Source organism: Acinetobacter sp. AHP123 (assembly GCF_023757925.1).
Taxonomy (GTDB): domain Bacteria; phylum Pseudomonadota; class Gammaproteobacteria; order Pseudomonadales; family Moraxellaceae; genus Acinetobacter; species Acinetobacter oleivorans.
In genome coordinates this window covers 3,283,875-3,301,299 of record NZ_CP092454.1, presented here as the reverse complement: position 1 = coordinate 3,301,299, position 17,425 = coordinate 3,283,875, and the positions used below count along the sequence as shown (strand labels likewise).

General features: G+C 37.7%; 16 protein-coding genes. 7 read left to right on the top strand and 9 right to left on the bottom strand.

All coding sequences use genetic code 11. The features are described 5' to 3' along the window. Window positions 1-37: 37 nt before the first annotated feature. On the top strand, window positions 38-778 hold the full coding sequence (locus MJX77_RS15680; protein WP_252059601.1) for an adenosylcobinamide-GDP ribazoletransferase: 741 nt from the start codon (window positions 38-40) through the stop codon (window positions 776-778). Window positions 779-826: 48 nt separating this feature from the next. On the opposite strand, the gene MJX77_RS15675 is transcribed toward MJX77_RS15680, so the two are convergent. The 4 genes from MJX77_RS15675 to MJX77_RS15660 all read right to left on the bottom strand — a co-directional run bounded on the left by MJX77_RS15675 (window position 827) and on the right by MJX77_RS15660 (window position 5,735). Continuing rightward, window positions 827-2,947 carry a TonB-dependent receptor gene (locus MJX77_RS15675; protein ID WP_252059600.1) on the bottom strand — a complete coding sequence of 707 codons (2,121 nt, stop codon included), beginning with the start codon at window positions 2,945-2,947 and terminating at the stop codon, window positions 827-829. Between the two features lie 67 nt (window positions 2,948-3,014). Continuing rightward, on the bottom strand, window positions 3,015-3,506 hold the full coding sequence (locus MJX77_RS15670) for a hypothetical protein (RefSeq protein ID WP_198307949.1): 492 nt from the start codon (window positions 3,504-3,506) through the stop codon (window positions 3,015-3,017). Between the two features lie 135 nt (window positions 3,507-3,641). Further along, entirely contained in the window at window positions 3,642-4,751 is a 1,110-nt protein-coding gene (locus MJX77_RS15665; RefSeq protein WP_151826400.1) for a 3-deoxy-7-phosphoheptulonate synthase, read from the bottom strand. 96 nt (window positions 4,752-4,847) lie between these two features. Beyond that, entirely contained in the window at window positions 4,848-5,735 is an 888-nt protein-coding gene (locus tag MJX77_RS15660) for a sulfite exporter TauE/SafE family protein (RefSeq protein ID WP_049836553.1), read from the bottom strand. Between the two features lie 61 nt (window positions 5,736-5,796). Between MJX77_RS15660 and MJX77_RS15655 the strand changes: the two genes are divergently transcribed. Further along, window positions 5,797-5,913 carry a hypothetical protein gene (locus MJX77_RS15655; protein WP_252059599.1) on the top strand — a complete coding sequence of 39 codons (117 nt, stop codon included), beginning with the start codon at window positions 5,797-5,799 and terminating at the stop codon, window positions 5,911-5,913. On the opposite strand, the gene MJX77_RS15650 is transcribed toward MJX77_RS15655, so the two are convergent. From MJX77_RS15650 to MJX77_RS15635, 4 genes are all read right to left on the bottom strand, one after another. Continuing rightward, entirely contained in the window at window positions 5,888-6,169 is a 282-nt protein-coding gene (locus MJX77_RS15650) for a hypothetical protein (RefSeq protein ID WP_013198031.1), read from the bottom strand. The two genes, MJX77_RS15655 and MJX77_RS15650, sit on opposite strands and share 26 nt — an antisense overlap. Continuing rightward, on the bottom strand, window positions 6,166-7,722 hold the full coding sequence (locus MJX77_RS15645) for a PepSY-associated TM helix domain-containing protein (RefSeq protein WP_252059598.1): 1,557 nt from the start codon (window positions 7,720-7,722) through the stop codon (window positions 6,166-6,168). Before MJX77_RS15645 ends, MJX77_RS15650 begins: the two co-directional genes overlap by 4 nt. Beyond that, window positions 7,715-8,014 carry a hypothetical protein gene (locus tag MJX77_RS15640; protein ID WP_004792597.1) on the bottom strand — a complete coding sequence of 100 codons (300 nt, stop codon included), beginning with the start codon at window positions 8,012-8,014 and terminating at the stop codon, window positions 7,715-7,717. Before MJX77_RS15640 ends, MJX77_RS15645 begins: the two co-directional genes overlap by 8 nt. 66 nt (window positions 8,015-8,080) lie before the next feature. Then, window positions 8,081-10,216 (bottom strand): TonB-dependent siderophore receptor, encoded by a 2,136-nt coding sequence (locus tag MJX77_RS15635; RefSeq protein ID WP_252059597.1) that lies wholly within the window; start codon window positions 10,214-10,216, stop codon window positions 8,081-8,083. A gap of 220 nt (window positions 10,217-10,436) precedes the next feature. On the opposite strand from MJX77_RS15635, the gene lpxB reads away from it, so the two are divergent. Then, window positions 10,437-11,612 carry a lipid-A-disaccharide synthase gene (lpxB, locus tag MJX77_RS15630; RefSeq protein WP_252059596.1) on the top strand — a complete coding sequence of 392 codons (1,176 nt, stop codon included), beginning with the start codon at window positions 10,437-10,439 and terminating at the stop codon, window positions 11,610-11,612. On the opposite strand, the gene eppR is transcribed toward lpxB, so the two are convergent. Continuing rightward, complete coding sequence (gene eppR, locus MJX77_RS15625) at window positions 11,609-12,256, bottom strand: error-prone polymerase regulator EppR (protein WP_252059595.1); 648 nt, start codon at window positions 12,254-12,256, stop codon at window positions 11,609-11,611. The two genes, lpxB and eppR, sit on opposite strands and share 4 nt — an antisense overlap. Before the next feature lie 118 nt (window positions 12,257-12,374). On the opposite strand from eppR, the gene MJX77_RS15620 reads away from it, so the two are divergent. Genes MJX77_RS15620 through MJX77_RS15605 form a run of 4 tightly spaced genes read left to right on the top strand, consistent with a single transcriptional unit; the run spans window position 12,375 to window position 17,408 of the window. Further along, on the top strand, window positions 12,375-13,394 hold the full coding sequence (locus tag MJX77_RS15620; protein WP_252059594.1) for an HlyD family secretion protein: 1,020 nt from the start codon (window positions 12,375-12,377) through the stop codon (window positions 13,392-13,394). Beyond that, entirely contained in the window at window positions 13,387-15,150 is a 1,764-nt protein-coding gene (locus tag MJX77_RS15615; RefSeq protein WP_252059593.1) for an ATP-binding cassette domain-containing protein, read from the top strand. The genes MJX77_RS15620 and MJX77_RS15615 overlap by 8 nt, the downstream gene beginning before the upstream one ends. A 10-nt stretch (window positions 15,151-15,160) precedes the next feature. Then, complete coding sequence (locus tag MJX77_RS15610) at window positions 15,161-16,285, top strand: ABC transporter permease (protein ID WP_252059592.1); 1,125 nt, start codon at window positions 15,161-15,163, stop codon at window positions 16,283-16,285. 4 nt (window positions 16,286-16,289) lie between these two features. After that, the gene (locus tag MJX77_RS15605; protein WP_252059591.1) at window positions 16,290-17,408 is read left to right on the top strand and encodes an ABC transporter permease; all 1,119 of its coding nucleotides are present in this window, start codon (window positions 16,290-16,292) and stop codon (window positions 17,406-17,408) included. Window positions 17,409-17,425 lie beyond the last annotated feature (17 nt).

The following is a 17,425-nucleotide window of genomic DNA, read 5'->3' as shown; positions in this document are numbered from 1 at the left end:
ATTTGTTTTTAAATATAGATCAGTTAGAGACTTGGATATGACACCTTTTTGGATTGCATTGCAATTTTTAACTGTTCTGCCTATTGAGCTAAAGACAATGCCAACGGCGCAACAAAATGGTCGAGCTATTTTGTTTTATCCACTGGTTGGGCTGATGATTGGTGGAGTTCTCTTTTTTATTGCTTTTCTTTTTGCCAAATTACCCGTTCTTTTACTGGCTGCCATCATAATGACTTTATGGATTTGGCTGACAGGGGGATTACATTTAGACGGGCTAGCAGATACGGCAGATGCGTGGGTAGGCGGTTTTGGAGACAAACTACGTACCTTACAAATCATGAAGGATCCAAGTTGTGGTCCAATTGGCGTGCTAAGTTTAGTTATTATTTGTTTGCTCAAGTTTGTACTGATTTATGTGTTGATTGAACAGCATCAAACGTTATTTTTAGTCTTTGTTCCCGTACTTGGGCGTATTGTGCCGTCTATTTTGTTTTTAACTACGCCATATGTCCGTGAAAAAGGTTTAGGCCGTTCGTTGACTGATCATTTACCTAAAACAGCCTCATGGATAATAACTACGATAGCTTTGTTATTGGCTTTATATTGGGAATGGCAAGGGCTCATCGCCATTATTGGTTTTTTAATTGGCCTTATTTATTTAAGACATTTGTTTATTAAAAGAATTGGCGGTATTACAGGTGATACAGTAGGTGCAGCAATTGAGCTTAGCGAAACCGTGCTACTTTTTGCTTTTGTGGTGAGTTATTTTTATTTATAGCTAGATAAAAGCTTGTGGCCAAATTGATGACCACAAACTTAAAATTGATTAATCACCAAAGTGATAGCGTAGACCTAATAAATAAGTACGTGGTGCAGCTGGTGTATAGTTCACTTCATTATTACTAAAAGAAGTACTTTCAGCATAATGAGTATCTGCCACATTTAAAATCTGACCATATACCTCATAAGCTTTTTTACGATAGTTCGCACGAAGATTAAGTACTGTGTGTCCGTCATATTTTTGTGTATTAGCATCATTAATCCAATATGAACCTACATAGACACCTTCTGCTGAAAGTAGTAGTTCGGGAATTGGTTTAATTTGATATTCCAGTGTACCAAAAGTTTTTGGGGCACTTGGCATATCATTACCACTATAGTCGATAGTGGATGATGGTTGAAATTGTTCATAACGATGGCGAGCCCAGCTACCTGATAGTTTCAGTTTTTGGTCAAGCTGATCGGAAATTTGCCAAGTTGCACCCACTTCAATACCTTCGTGACGAGTTTTACCCGCATTCCGTGGTTCACGGCTATTATCTGGCTTGGTGTAACTAATTACTTCATCTTCACCATTTAAACGATAAAGCGTAATTTCACCATCCAAACGATCATTCAATGTTTTAAAGCGAATACCTGCATCAATATTGGTAAAAGTTGCTTCAGTCAAATTTGGTGTGACTAAATTTGCGCCGTAAAGGCTACTAACTTCTGGTGGGACAAAGCCTTGTGACCAGTTTGTATAGAAGTCAATTTGTGGTGTTACGTTCCAAATTGCACCTAGTTTCGGACTGGCCTTATGAAAGTTTCGCGTTTCATCAGGTGCGCCCGTAACATTAGATGGAGTTAAATTATTTTGATAATCATAACGAATCCAGTCATAACGAGCACCTCCGACTAAGTTTAAAGTAGGTAGAGCTTGCCAGTTAGCTTGGGCGTAGATTGCTTCATTATCAACATCGACATCAAAATCACGTAAAAGTTTTCGCTGTTTAAAACCGGTATAAATACGGGTAACTGGATCTCGAAAAACTTCAATGTCATTGGTTCGACCTTGGGTCGGAGAATGCTCAGCCATGCCACCGACAACTAACTTAACTTGGCCTAGCGTTGCTGAATGCTGTAAGTTAAGCCCATAGGACTGAAAACTATTGTATGTTGTTTGTCCGCTGTATGTTCCTTTTGCAACTCCATCTTTCTTATCTGTTTTTATGTTATAGCTTGGGTTTTGCTCAGTTGTATTGTCTCGATAATATAAAGTAATTTGGCTTTGTTGCTGATCATTCCAGTCATGGCTAAGCTGGGAAGACAATCGAGTTGCATCTACTTCACGGTAGGTAAATGTCTGATAGCTATAGCCAAGGCGTTGACTATAATCTTCAGCATTTAAACTACCTGTCATATCTGCATATAAGTGGTTATAACTAAAAATGTTTTTCAGTTTAGTTGTGTCTGAAATTTGCCAATCATGACGTAAGGTAACGCTTTGTTTATCTGATTCGGCATGATCTTGCCAGCTATCACCGCGATCACTGGCATAGGCAGAAATTCTTAAACCATGTGTTCCGTTGTTTGTATCAAAAGTATCAGATGCCCCTACATCTACACGGCGATAACCTTCGCTACTCGCACTCAGGCCAATATCAGCTGTTGGTGTTGTACTTGGCGCCTTTGTTAAAAAATTAATAGTTCCGCCAATGGCATTGCTCCCATAAACACTACTCGCAGGTCCACGCAAAATTTCAATATTGTCCACGCCAGCCATATTCATTTCGTATAGGGCATTGTGGTTAAACACGCCTACAGGACGAATTGAAAGACCATCTTCTAAATATTGATATACAGCTGCGGTTGTCATGGGTTGGCGTATAGACATCATGTGCTGCTCATTACCAAGGTCATTCATTAAAACCCCTGGTGTCTGGTTCACAAGTTGTCCAATAAACGTGGCATGTTTATTTTCAATTTGGTCATTATTAATTTGGCTAATCGCTGCTGGTGTTTTATTGAGTGTTTCACCTTCACGGCTTGCTGTGACTACAATCGTAGTTAATTTTTTTGTGTCACTATTTGCTGGTGTTAAATCTTCAGCAAAAATAATAGGGCTGGCTGAGGCAGAAAAGCACGCCGCACTTAAAACAGATAAGCGGAATTTGAGGGATAACATATTTTGACCCTATAAAAAGCAATAAGTTTTGAGTCCTTGAAAATCAAGGATGGTAAAAGTTGCGTTTTTACAGAGCAGCAGGTGGGGCGTGTTTAATCGGTAAAATATAGAAGGTAGGGGGAAGTTCTAGCTGTATTGTCCACGTATGGCACAGGCATCGTACACGGGTAAACCAACGTAAAATTAAAACAAAAATCAAAGCAATTAAAGGAATTAAAATTGCTGCATCTAGACCATGCGTACAAAGCGGACAATGTTTCATGATTTGAGTAGCTAGAGCAAAAACTTCTTGAGCATGCGAACTATGAAATTTATCTTGAACAGATTCCATATGGTGATGGGCATGTGAAGAGTGATGCTGCTGAGTATTGAAATTTTGTTGGTGAAATGAATGCTCTAGCGTGACTGGCTGACAGTGACTAGGCATGGTGTATAACTCAGGTACGATGCCAATTTGCACTAAAGTAGGCAAAAAAATGTGCCATAGTAAACACAGCAAAGTGATAGCACTTAAAAGCGTGCGCCACTTCAGCAAATGTTGACGAAAACTCAGCACCATATTCTAGGCGGTCGTAGTGGAAAAGCTCGCCGAAGTATAATCAAAAAAGAAAAGTCATCATAGCTAAATTCCGACAAAGAAAAATAAAAAAGCCCTCAAAAATGAGGGCTTAATTGATCTTCTTAAAAAGATGAATTAACGATTTGGTAAAACGTCTTTTAAAGATTCATGCATTTCAAGTAATGTTTTTTCAGTCGTTTCCCAGTCAATACAGCCATCAGTCACTGATTTACCATATTCGAGATCACAAAGATTCTCAGGAATATCTTGGCGGCCGCCTTTTAAGTGACTTTCAACCATAAGACCAACAATTGACTTATTACCATCTAAAATTTGTTCAGTAATATTTTTAAGAACAAGTGGTTGTAAGTACGGGTCTTTATTTGAGTTTGCGTGGCTCGCATCAATCATGATTTTAGTGCTAACTTTTGCCTTTGCTAAAGCATTTTCTGCTTCTTCAACAGAGCCAGCATCGTAGTTTGGCTTGCCATTACCACCACGTAATACTACGTGTGCGTAAGGGTTACCGCTTGTATTAATAATCGAAACTTGACCGTCTTCATTAAGGCCTAAGAAGCTATGACCATATTTAACAGACTGCATCGCATTGGTTGCAACAGTTAAACCGCCATCTGTACCATTTTTAAAACCTACTGGTGATGATAGACCAGAAGACATTTCACGGTGAGTTTGGCTTTCGGTTGTACGTGCACCAATTGCAGACCAAGAAATTAAGTCTTGGTAGTACTGCGGAGAGTTCGGGTCAAGTGCTTCAGTTGCACATGGTAAACCTTTTTCATTTAATTCAAGCAAAAGCTTACGACCAATGCGTAAACCTTTTTCAATATTAAAAGAGTCATTCATGTCAGGGTCATTAATTAGACCTTTCCAACCAATTGTTGTACGTGGTTTTTCAAAATAAACACGCATAACTAAATACAATGAATCTTTAACCTTTTCACTTAATGCTTTTAAACGATCGGCATATTCGTGAGCAGCTTTTGGATCATGAATAGAGCAAGGACCAATAACGACAAACAAACGCTTATCTGAACCATCTAAAATATTACGAATGGTATCGCGACCTTTTAGGACAGTTTGTGAAGCAACATCAGATAAAGGAAGTTCTGACTTAAGCTCAGCTGGTGTTACAAGAGTTTGAATGCTTTTAATATTAACGTCGTCGATATCTGGCTTTGAAACGGAATTTGAATGTGTAGTCATTGCTGTCACTGGTTCGATCATACTAAAGGTTGTTTTGTGTACTGAATATACCATGAAATAATTATGAAAATCCTACATCTCATGGTATTTCAGTTTGGAAAAATCTTATTGATTTTGCTATCTTTCAGTTGAGTTGCTTGTTTTTTCGGCAACTACAGCTTGTTGTTGTACCACAGGTGCTTTCGGTTTTGCTTTGACTGGGTGAACCATAAAGTTAACACCGAGGGCAAATAGGGTAATCCCTAAAATTTTTCGGATTAATCGTTCTGGCATACGAGAACTAATTAGCGTACCAACAATAATTGCAGGAATTGAACCCACCAATAACCACATAAGAAGCGTAAAGTCGACGTTACCAGCACTCATATGTCCAAGGCCAGCTACTAAAGTAAGCAATACGGCATGTACAACATCTGACCCAATAATTCGAATCATTGGTAAGTTCGGGAACATGATCACGAGTGCCATAATCCCAAATGCACCAGCACCGACTGATGAAAGCGTTACGAATACACCTAAGATGATACCCATAACCACGATAAAGCTACGTTTCTTATGGATAGCTAAATGCTCAGTCTCAGTTTGAGTGACTTCTTTACTTCTAAAACGACTAAAGAACTTCTCAATACGAGAGCGGAAAATGATAGATACACCAGTTAAAGTCAGCATAAAACCTAACACCATGGTGAGTACAGCTTTATAGTGTGTTGACTGACTTAAATAATGCTCAAGTACCCATGTAGTACCGAAAGATGCAGGAATACTACCTACTGCTAACCATAAAACAATTGGCCAGACAATATTGAGCTTTCTAGCGTGAACCATTGATCCACAAAATTTTGAAATTGCGGCATAAAGTAAATCGGTACCAATTGCGATATGAGGTTCAATTCTAAAAAGGCCAATTAAAATTGGTGTCATTAATGATCCACCACCAACTCCTGTAATCCCTACACAGAAACCAACTAACATACCCGCTAAGATAAATTCAAAAGCACCAGACATCTTTATCGCCACTTATCACGAAACGCACATATCTTATTCCTTTTAGAGATAACCGGTTGTCATGAATAATGATTTGCTTATGCAAAAAAAAGCTAAGCAATCAAAATATTGCTTAGCTTGTTCTATTTTTCATCATTTTTTAAAGAAAATGATTATTTTGATGACTTTAGAGGATTAACTAAAAGTATAAGAATAAAAGTTAATGGCGTTGCAAAGATCCACCAACTGACAAAACCAATTGAAAATTTATAGTGTTGAATAAGAATAAATGCACATAAACCAAATAGCATGAATGCAGCTATCTTAATGTGTCGGTAATATTTTTGAGCTAACGATTTGAAATGACCTGTTGATTTCGGCGATCGATATTTTTCGCTCGCCATAAATAGTAAATACATACCTAATAAAATTAAGATGAAAGCTATAAGAATCATGAGCTCACCTCAGTATCTAGTTTATTCAGCTTTTTTTGAATCTTTGCGACAGCTTTATGCTGGATAGGTTGAATTTTGCAGAATATAAAAATTGCTAAAGCTGCAAAGATCCACAAAAATACATCTACACGTGCAAAGGTCCAATAATCTCTGAGGCTTTGAACATACTCATGTTGAAATAAATAACTTAGATTTAAGATGGGAAGTGCAATACAAAGCATAATAAAAACGCAAAGTTGAGTTCGCCACAAATGCTGCTTTTTAGTGATTAAAGCAATGATCAAGCTGATTAGCCAAACTAAGAAAAAACTATAAATTTCATAATTGATCGTGGTTGAAGTGACTGTAAACAATCGATTGGCGCTTAAATAGGCGACAGTTGCACAAGGTAATCCAACAAACGCTACAACATTTAATCGGTCAACTAAATAGTGCCCAAAATGAAACTTACTATTCTTATTTTGAATTTGACGTTTAAGACTCCAAAGTAACAAACCAGAAGCAATCATTACACAGCCTAAAATGCCTGAGAAAAAGAATCCTAAACGAAGTAAAGGCTGAGCAAATGTCGCCATATGTAGCCCATAGACACCCGCATTCAATGTCGCAATAGGACTATTATTACGTGTGTCTTCTAAGACTTTGCCAGTTAAGGCATTTAATGTAATTTGAGCTTGATTACGAGTAATAGAGCGGTCTTCTTGCTGAATAAATGTAATTTGCGCCTGGTTGGTATTCGGATTTTTTACACTAATCGTTGATAAAGGTTGATTACCCCAACTTTGTTGAACTTGGTTCAATAGCTTATCAATAGCTAAGTTTTGAGCAGGCTGAATTGATTGATTCTCAAGTACAGTCTTTGTGCGTATCTCGGTAAAATATTGATAAGGGTTTTCAGGGTAAAGCTTTTGCATTCCCCAAGGCAGATATAAATAAAAGAAAATAGCTAAGCCCGTAAATGTAATGGTTAAAAAGAAGGGCAGTGCAACGACAGAAGAAATATTGTGAAAGTCTAGCCATGAACGCTGAGACTTAAATGTGCGTAAAGTAAAAAAGTCAGTGAATATTTTTTTATGGGTAATAATGCCCGAAACCAAAGCAATCAGCATAATAAATGCTGCAAGACACACGACTAATCGCCCAACTATTATTGGAATGCCAAAAAGTTGGTAATGGAAACGGTAAAAAAAATCGCCGCCTAGAGTTGCCGAAAGTTGAAGTTCTTTTCCCGTGTTAGCATCAAGTGTGGCATTGCCATAACCGCCGTCAGCTTTTTCCCAATACATAGTGTTGACGGGACTTTCTGGTGTAGCAACTGTTAAATACCAAGATTTGGCATCTGGAGCGTTTTCTTGTAAATATTGATATGCTGTTTTAATGGCAATATCTTGTTTTACTTCATATTGTGCAAGTGCAGGCTGCATCCATAAATTAATTTCATGGCGGTAATAGGACAAACTTCCCATTAAGAAAATGGCAAATATGAGCCATCCAAAAATTAAGCCAGTCCATGAGTGTAGCCATGCCATAGATTGACGTATACCTTTATGCATAACCCACCATACGCGTCATAAAAAAGAAAAGGGCACACAAAACAATTGATAGCCCAGTGAGTTTCAAAAGTGATTGAACGCAGAAACCAACAATCACAAAGATGACGTAAAATAGAATTGCTATAAATGCTGCGAGATATATAGCTTCAGCTTTGTCGAGGGTCAAAAGGAAAATTCCAATGAGTCCAAGGCTTAAATATGCCATACAGGCAAAGCCCATACCGAAAACTAGCAAGAATCGATAGAAAACTTTTATACGATATGATACAGGGAGGTTTACAGTTTTGGACATCTTTACTGACACATACACAAACAATAATAAGTAAAGCCAATCCCTAAATTGGGATTGGCTACGATATTAATATTTAAACTTCACGGCAACTGTATAGTTGGCTGAAGGACCATAAAAAGCTTGGCCATCTGGAAAACTATTTAAATATTTCTTGTCAAAAATATTATTACCATTTGCCTGAAGCGTAATATGATCGTTGATTTCATAGCTCGCCATTAAATTAACTAGAGCATATGCATCTTGTTTAATCGTACTGTTAATATTTGAATCATATAACTTTATACCATCTTGCCATTGTAAGCCTGCGCCAACTTTTAGCTTCGGTAAAACTGGTGGTGTGTAGGTGGTTAACACGTTAAGTGTCTGGTTTGGATTATAAGTTCTTGCCTCGCCGCCATTTTTAATATCTTTAATACTAAATTGAGCATAGCCGAAGGAAAGATTCACATTATTTGTGATTTGACCTGATAAGCCGACTTCTACACCTTGTGACTCTAAATCACTCGTTGGTACTTTTCGATTAAGTGGATTTCCATCAGAGCTGCGTAGAGGGTAATTATTTTGTTCAGTTTTAAATACTGAAAGAGTTCCTGTTAAACGGTCCTCTAACCATGAACTTTTTATGCCCATTTCATAGCTTTTACCATCAATAGGTTTTAAAGCTTGATTGGTATCTTTATCAATACCAGTTTGAGGACGGAAAATTGAGGTGTAACTCATATAACCTGTATATTCAGGTGTAAAGTTATAAGTTAGTCCAACATAGGGTGAGACTTTACTTTCACTATATGACATTGGTGAACCATAACTTTCACCTTTACTTTCAGCTTGGACATAGTTTGCACCAAGTAAAAGTTTTAAATCTTCATTAAGATGTAAGCGTGTCGCAGCATAGATGGAATTAATATTCTGCTTATAGTTTGCAGCTTCTGTGAAATCTGACCAAGTTATAGATTGCGGTGTCCAACTTGACCAATCCGTAGTGGTTGATTTTATAACGTTACTATCGTTAATCGTTCCTGTAGATTGTTTATCTTGCTGATGACTACGTACATAGCTATAGCCTAAAGATGCCTCATGTTCTCGATTGAAAAGTTTATATGTTCCTTCGAGATTAAAGTCGACAGCATGTTTTTCTTGGTGCTCTTGACCACCCCAAGGGGTTAGAGAAACACCTGATCCATCAGCTTTTGGATAACCATAATAATAAAGAAGACGACTATTATGCTTGGTATCAAGATAGTTATAGGTCAGCTTAGCGGTCCACTGATCATTAATTTTTTGCTTTAATTCAGCAAAAGCATTTTGTGTTTCATTATCCCAGTGTGCCCAGTCAGGGTTTGGGTTATATGAGCGGTCATATGAAATTTGTTTACCATTGGCATCTAACAAAGGCAGAGCACCCCAGTTGTTTGCATTGGGTTTATTTTGTTCTTGGCTATAACCTGCGGTCAGTAAAGTACTATCTGTCAAATCAGCTTCAATAATACCTGCGAAACCATTTCTCTCTGACGAATATCGATCAAGGTAAGAATCACCAGTTTGCTCATAGCCCATAATACGGCCACGTACTTTTCCACTCGGTATTATTGCACCAGAGACATCAGCTTCATAACGCTGCGTATCCCAAGAACCATAACTTACACCGCCACTTGCTTGGAATTCTTGAGTCGGGCGTTTTCTAATATTGTTGATTGTTGCACTTGGATCACCGAAGGCGTTAGTTAAAGAATCAGCACCTTTAACGACTTCTACACGATCATAGAAATAAGTATCAGGATTCGTATTGTTATAGTTATAACCTGAGAGGGGAAAACCCACGCCGTCAGTTAATATATTTGAAATCTCGAAGCCGCGAGCCATATAAGTAGTTCGCTCAGTTTCTTGATTAGATACGGTTACACCGGGAGTATTTTTTAAAACATCTCGTGTACTGGTAAGTCCGAAATCTTCAATTTGCTGACGAGTAACGACATTAATAGTTTGAGGAGTTTCTTTAGCCTCAATATTAAGCTTGGTTGCGCTACTTGAGTTCTTAACATTATATGCTTTGGTTTGTTCAGAAGACTGCTCAGCATTTGATGCTTTAACTTGGATCGTCTGTAAAGATTGTACCTCTGAGTCTTGAGCATAAGAGAGGTTCGCATAACAAATCGCGCAGGCGATTACAGTAAGCTTAAATGGTCGAGGTGGGATATTCATAAGATTAAGGATAATGTAAATAATTCTCATTTATTTTATTGTTTGTAAATGTAAGCTACAATTCAAATTGCATTGTTAATTTAGATTAAAATATGGTGAATGAATGTAATTTTAGATAGCTTGTGCTGTAGCTGCTCTTGGTAAGTACATATAGATCAAGTTCAAGATTGATAAACCTCTATGCTAGAATGCATTATTTCAAATTCTTGGGTAAATCACCTTGGCAAACCGAAAACTTAAAATAGGCATTGTAGTTGGGGAAGTTTCTGGAGATACGCTTGGTGTGAAACTTATGCGTAGTTTTCGAGAACAAGGAATCGATGCCGAATTTGAGGGAATCGGTGGTCCTCAAATGATTGCTGAAGGTTTTAACAGTTATTACCCAATGGAAACTCTGTCTGTGATGGGGATTGTTGAGGTATTAAAAGACTTAAAAAAATTATTCGCCGTGCGGGATGGTCTAATTAACCAATGGACTCAAAATCCAGTTGATATTTTTATTGGTATTGATGCACCAGACTTTAACCTCAGACTTTCTAAAAGTATTAAAGAAAAGAATCTTCTAATAAAAACAGTTCAATATGTCAGTCCTTCTGTTTGGGCGTGGCGTCAAGGACGTGTTCATGGCATTAAACAGAGTATAGATTTAGTACTTTGCTTATTTCCTTTTGAAAAAGTTTTTTATGAACGATATGAAGTTCCAGCAGCATTTGTAGGCCACCCATTAGCTAAACAATTGCCACTTGAAAATCCAATTCAAATTGCTAAACAGCAATTAGGTCTTAATGAAAATCAAAAACATATTGCTTTGTTACCAGGTAGCCGAAAAGGTGAGGTAGAACGACTTTTGCCTATGTTGCTTGGAACTGCCAATATTCTGCACAAGAAATATCCAGATATTCAATTTTTAATTCCCGCAATTAACGATGCCCGTAAGCAACAGATTGAGCAGGGTGTTGAACAATTAGCGCCTAATTTAGAAACTGTAATTCATATTTTAGAAAATACAGATAGCGAGTCTAAAGTTGGTCGTATGGTTATGAATGCAAGTGATATCATTGCTTTAGCTTCTGGAACTGCAACATTAGAAGCCATGCTCATGCATAGACCAATGGTCACTTTCTATAAATTGCATTGGTTGACCTATATAATTGCTAAGCTTCTAGTGAAAATTCCTTATTATTCTTTGCCTAATATTATTGCGGGTAAGAAAGTCATTGAAGAGCTGATTCAAGCTGATGCCACACCAGAAAATTTAGCCGCTGAAATAGAAAAACTAATGAATGTTGAAACAGCTCAAATTCAAGTGATGCAACATTTAACCATGCATAAACAACTTATTTCTGGAAATACAGAAGATCCAGTGCAGGCAATTTTGCAATGTTTAAATAGCTAATTTTTAAGATTTGATTGGCTAATTGCTTTTAAGCCAGCTAATGAAAATTTCTTAAAATGCTCAACTAAATCGTGTAATGGCATCTGAGCAATATTTTTAAGTGGCTCAGGTGCTTGAGCATTAGGTCCTGCAATAATGAGCATCATGCAAGGTGTCATCACGCTTAAAATACAAGGCAAAACAGCCGGATCATTTTCATCTAAACCAGCAACTTGACTAATGAGCTTACGAATAAGAAAAAATTTTCTCATGCCTGCAAATTCAATAAAATTTAATAAATGCTCAGAAGGTGAAAAGAGTTCACGAATAAAGACTTTGCCATGCCAAACATCTTTTTCAGTTAACTTATGCAGCAAGGTCTCAAGTAATAAGCTTAGCTTTTCTTCTGGTGACTGAGTGCTTTCAACAAGTTCTAGTAAATATTTTTCATCTAGATAGTGAGCGTGAGCTTCCACTAACACAGCTTGATACAGCCCATCTCGACCATCAAAGTGATAATTAATTGCAGCCAAATCGACATTCGCAGCGTTAGCAATTGTTTTGTTCGCTGTCTTTGCAAAACCATATTGTGCAATTAAAGGTCCTGCTGCCTCAATAATTTTGGACTTGGTTAAGTCACCATCACTTCGTCTAGATCTGGGCATATTTAACCCTAACTTTGATTCACCATAAAAGTATATCTTTTATTCAAAGATTGGAGTAATTTAAATTTAAATTGAATTTAAACTAATAAAATTTGAATTTAATAAGAAGGCCAATAAGATGAATAAAAAAGTGATTGCCGTCGTCTTGGTTGTTATAGCTGTGGTTATCATCGGCTTTTGGGTATGGGGATATCATAATAAAAATCAAAAAGATAATGTATTAACTTTATATGGAAATGTTGATATTCGCCAAGTTTCACTTGCATTTGAACAGTCTGGTCGTATAGAGAAACTGTTAGTTCAAGAGGGTGATAAAGTTAAAGCTGGTCAAGTACTAGCTGCTCTTAATACCAATGCACTACACATTCAGGCAAAGCAAGCTCAAGCACAACTTAAAGCTCAACAAGAGGCAATTGTTAAACAAGATGTGGGAGCTCGCCCAGAAGAAATTAGTCAAGCAAAAGCACAACTTGCATCTGCCCAAGCCGAGCTTGATAAAACCAACAAAAACTTGCAACGCTTACAAATTTTGGTAAGTAGTACTGATGGTCGGGCAATTAGCCAACAAGAGCTAGACTATGCCAAAAGTAATAAAGATAGTGCTGAGGCAGCGGTCCGTGAAAGACAAGCTAATTTAGAATTGATCATTAAAGGTGCCAGACAAGAAGATCGTGAAGCGACCAAAGCACAGTATGAAGTAACTAAGGCTAATTTAGATCTAATTAACTATAACCTTACTCAAGCTGAATTAAAGTCTCCTGTAAATGCAGTGGTACGAGCTCGGTTACAAGAAGTTGGCGATATGACAACTGCGCAAAAGGCCGTTTATACATTAGCTTTGACCGATCCAAAATGGATTCGTGTGTATGTAAACGAACAAGATTTAAGTTCTATCAAGATGGGTGGCACGGCCCAAGTTATTCGTGATTCTGATCCTAATCAGCCCATTAATGGAAAAATTGGCTATATATCTTCAGTAGCTGAATTCACGCCGAAAACAGTACAGACCGAAGAGATTAGAACAACACTAGTTTATGAGGTTAGGGTCTATGTAAATGATCCGAATGATCAATTGAAAATGGGTCAACCTGTGACTGTAAAAGTACCACTTGCTTCAGGTGAGAAAGCTCATGACTGATGAAAAAGTAGTGGTTCAAGTTAAAAATTTATTCATGACTTTTAAGGCTGAGATTAATAAGGCAGAAGATATTAGTGCAATTGTTGATTTGAATATGCAAATTAACAAAGGAGAGCTTACAGCTTTAGTTGGTCCAGATGGTTCGGGAAAAACAACTTTATTAAGATTAATTGCAGGACTATATAAAGCAACTTCTGGTTCATTAAATGTACTGGGAATTGATGTGAGTAAAAATCCGCAAGCTGTACAAGACCGTATTAGCTATATGCCACAACGCTTTGGACTCTATGAGGATTTAAGCGTACAGGAAAATTTAGATTTATATGCCGACTTACATGGCGTTTCAAAGGATGTACGGGGGCAAAGATTTAAACGCTTATTGGAAATAACGGATCTTACTCAATTCACTCAACGTCTAGCAGGCCAACTTTCTGGTGGGATGAAACAAAAACTAGGGCTGGCATGTACTTTAGTTCGTTCCCCAGAATTGCTCTTACTTGACGAGCCTAGTGTTGGAGTGGACCCCTTATCAAGACGGGATTTATGGATCATTATTGAACAGCTTGTTCAGGAAGAAAACTTAAGCGTAATTATAAGTACTGCTTATATGGATGAAGCAGAAAAGTGCGCCTACGTATATATCATGCATGAAGGCAAAATTTTAAAACAAGGTTCCCCAGAGCAGTTAAAAGAAATAGCACGTGGACAAACATGGAATATTAAACCTTCAGAGCAGATGAAAGCTCGGACATTACAAGCCCACTTACTTGGTAATTCTGTCGACGTTATTGATGCTGTTCCAAAGGGTGAACAAGTCAACTTTATTAGTCGTCAAAAAGAGCTATCAGCCGATACTTTATCCGAGGGACTAAAAGCCAATGCGCGACCACCTGAACTTGAAGATGCATTTATGATGCTGTTGCAGCAGAATCAAAAGCAACCAAAACATATACCTATTTCTGAGCAAGCTTTTCAATTAGAACAAAACGATAATTTAAAGTCAGAGCAACCTATCATTGTAGTTAAAGATTTAGTCCGAACTTTTGGAGATTTTACTGCCGTTGCCAATACATCTTTTGATGTGCAGCGTGGTGAAATATTTGGATTACTTGGGCCCAATGGCGCGGGTAAAACGACAACATTTCGAATGTTGTGTGGATTGCTACCAGCAAGTAGCGGGTATTTGGAAGTTGCTGGTAAAAATTTACGGACAGCTCGTGCTGAGGCAAGAGCCAAAGTGGGATATGTCTCTCAAAAATTTGCACTGTATAGCAATTTAACTGTCTTAGAAAACTTGAAGTTTTTTGGTGGAGCCTATGGGCTATCTGGTAAAAAACTAAATCAACAAATTGACAAAGCCTTACAGCAATACGATTTAAAGCCTCATAGTAAAAGTGGTGATTTACCGGGTGGATATAAACAACGGCTATCAATGGCTGCTGCACTATTACATGAACCAGAAATTTTATTTTTAGACGAACCCACGAGCGGAATTGACCCGCTTGCACGGCGTTCATTTTGGTACAGCATTGGTGAACTGGCAAATCAGGGCATTACCATCATTATTACCACGCATTTTATGGAGGAAGCAGAGTATTGCGACCGCATTGCCATACAGGATGCCGGAAAGTTATTAGCCTTAGGTTCACCCCAACAAGTACGTAATCTGGCAAGTAAAGATAAACATATTGCTGATATGAATGAGGCTTTTATAGCAATTGTGGAACAAGCACGCGCGTTAAGGCACGCTGGTTAGGAGGTCTACAATGAGCTTTGGATTTTGGAATCGACTGACAGCATTAGTTCGTAAAGAAACTAAGCAGCTCATTCGTGATAAAAGTAGCCTCGGGATTGGACTCGTTTTGCCTGTTATTTTAATTCTACTGTTTGGTTATGGACTTTCCTTTGACTTAAATCAGGCCCGAGTCGGTGTTGTCGTTGATCAGTCTTCACCGCAGATCAATCAGGCTTTAGCTGGTTTAAATGGCTCACGATATTTAACAAGTCAAGAGTTTCATAATTTGCCTGAAGCAGAGCAGGCCATTCGAGATGGCGAAATTGATGCCATTTTGTATTTTCCTTCAGATTTTGCCAGTCAGGCACAGCAAGGTAATGCCAAGGTTCAACTATTATTAAATGGTACATCCACCACTATAGCAACAGCCTTAGAAGGTTATGTTGCAGGTGCTTTAGCTACCGCGCCGTCTATACAAGTTGACCGTGGGCAAATATTAGCAACGCCAAGCTCCGTTAATATTGAACAACGAATATGGTTTAACGAATCTGGTAACAGTGCTTGGTTTTTAGTCCCTGGCTTAATGGTGCTCATTTTGACTTTAATCGGTGCATTTTTAACTGGTTTACTTATTGCCCGTGAAAGGGAGCGAGGAACTCTAGAAGCTTTATTTGTTACGCCTGTACGGCCATTTGAAATTGTATTAGCAAAACTCATTCCGTACGTTGTCGTCGGCATGATTGATATCATGATCTGTCTTGTTGCTGCATATTTTATTTTTGAAGTGCCTATGCGCGGTTCATTATTCTCAATTTTATCTGCTTCATTTCTATATTTAATTGTGTCGTTATTACTTGGTTTAACTATATCAGGCTTTGCTCAAAATCAGTTTCAGGCGAGTCAAATTGCCTTATTGGCAAGTTTTATGCCCGCGCTGATGCTTTCTGGGTTTGTTTTTGATACACGCAACGTGCCTTTGGTTGTGCAAATTATTAGTCAGTTACTACCGGCTACACATTTTATGATTTTAATTAAAACCTTATTTATGGGAGGTGATGATTGGAAGTTATGGTTTAAAGAATGCGGTTTTCTAGTGGGATATATCGTTATTTTGATATGTGCTGTGAACTTTTCACTGAAAAAACGGTTGAGATAAAGATATGTGGCAGCAACTAATCGCTTGGCTAAAACACTTAAGTTTTTTGGTCAAAAAAGAATTCTTAACCATTTTTAGTGATCCTGCAAATAGAGTCATTTTATTTGTACCCGCACTGATGCAAGCGCTTTTATTTGGTTATGCTGCTACTTATGATGTTAACCGTGTGGATTATGCAATTTTAGATCAGAGCAATGGGCAGGTCTCACATGAACTCATCTCAAAACTAGATGGCTCTGGTATTTTTAAGCGTGTTGCAACCCTTGAATATAGTGATCAAATCAAACAAGTTATTGATAATCGTCAGGCACTGGTTGTAATTACGATACCGTCTGACTTTGAGAGTAAATTAAATAATAACCAAAGTTCATCTATACAGGTGATTGTTGATGGCAGGAACTCATCAACTGCTGTTGTGGCGGGTTCATATCTAAATAAAATTATTGGTCAGTTTAATCAGCAAAAATTTAACTCAGCTTTGCCGATTAGCCTTGAAACAAGAACATGGTATAACCCAAATCAAGAGTCAAGATGGAGCTTAATGCCTTCATTAATTGCGGCCTTAAGTATGATGCAGACATTACTTTTATCTGCTTTATCAGTTGCACGTGAACGTGAACAGGGTACATTTGATCAGTTATTAGTGACCCCCTATACACCATTACAAATAATGATTGGTAAGGCCTTACCGCCAATTTTTGTAGGCTTGATGCAATCAACCATTATTTTATTGATCATTTTGTTCTGGTTTAAAATTCCTATGAATGGCTCTATTGGGCTGCTTTATTTTGGTTTATTGAGTTTTAACATAGCTGTAGTCGGTGTGGGCTTATCAATTTCGGCATTATCTTTAAATATGCAACAAGCCATGCTTTTTACTTTTTTATTGATTATGCCTTTAATGTTGCTTTCAGGTTTACTTACACCCGTAGAAAACATGCCGGAAGCATTACAAATAGCAACGTACGCAAATCCTTTAAGGTTTGGAATTAACTTGGTACAACGAGTTTATTTGGAAGGTGCAGGTTTTACACAAGTCAAATTTAACTTTATTCCAATGATCATACTTGGACTGGTCACTTTACCTTTGGCAGCTTGGCTATTTAGAAATAGATTATCTTAATTAAAAAGCCCCATTTT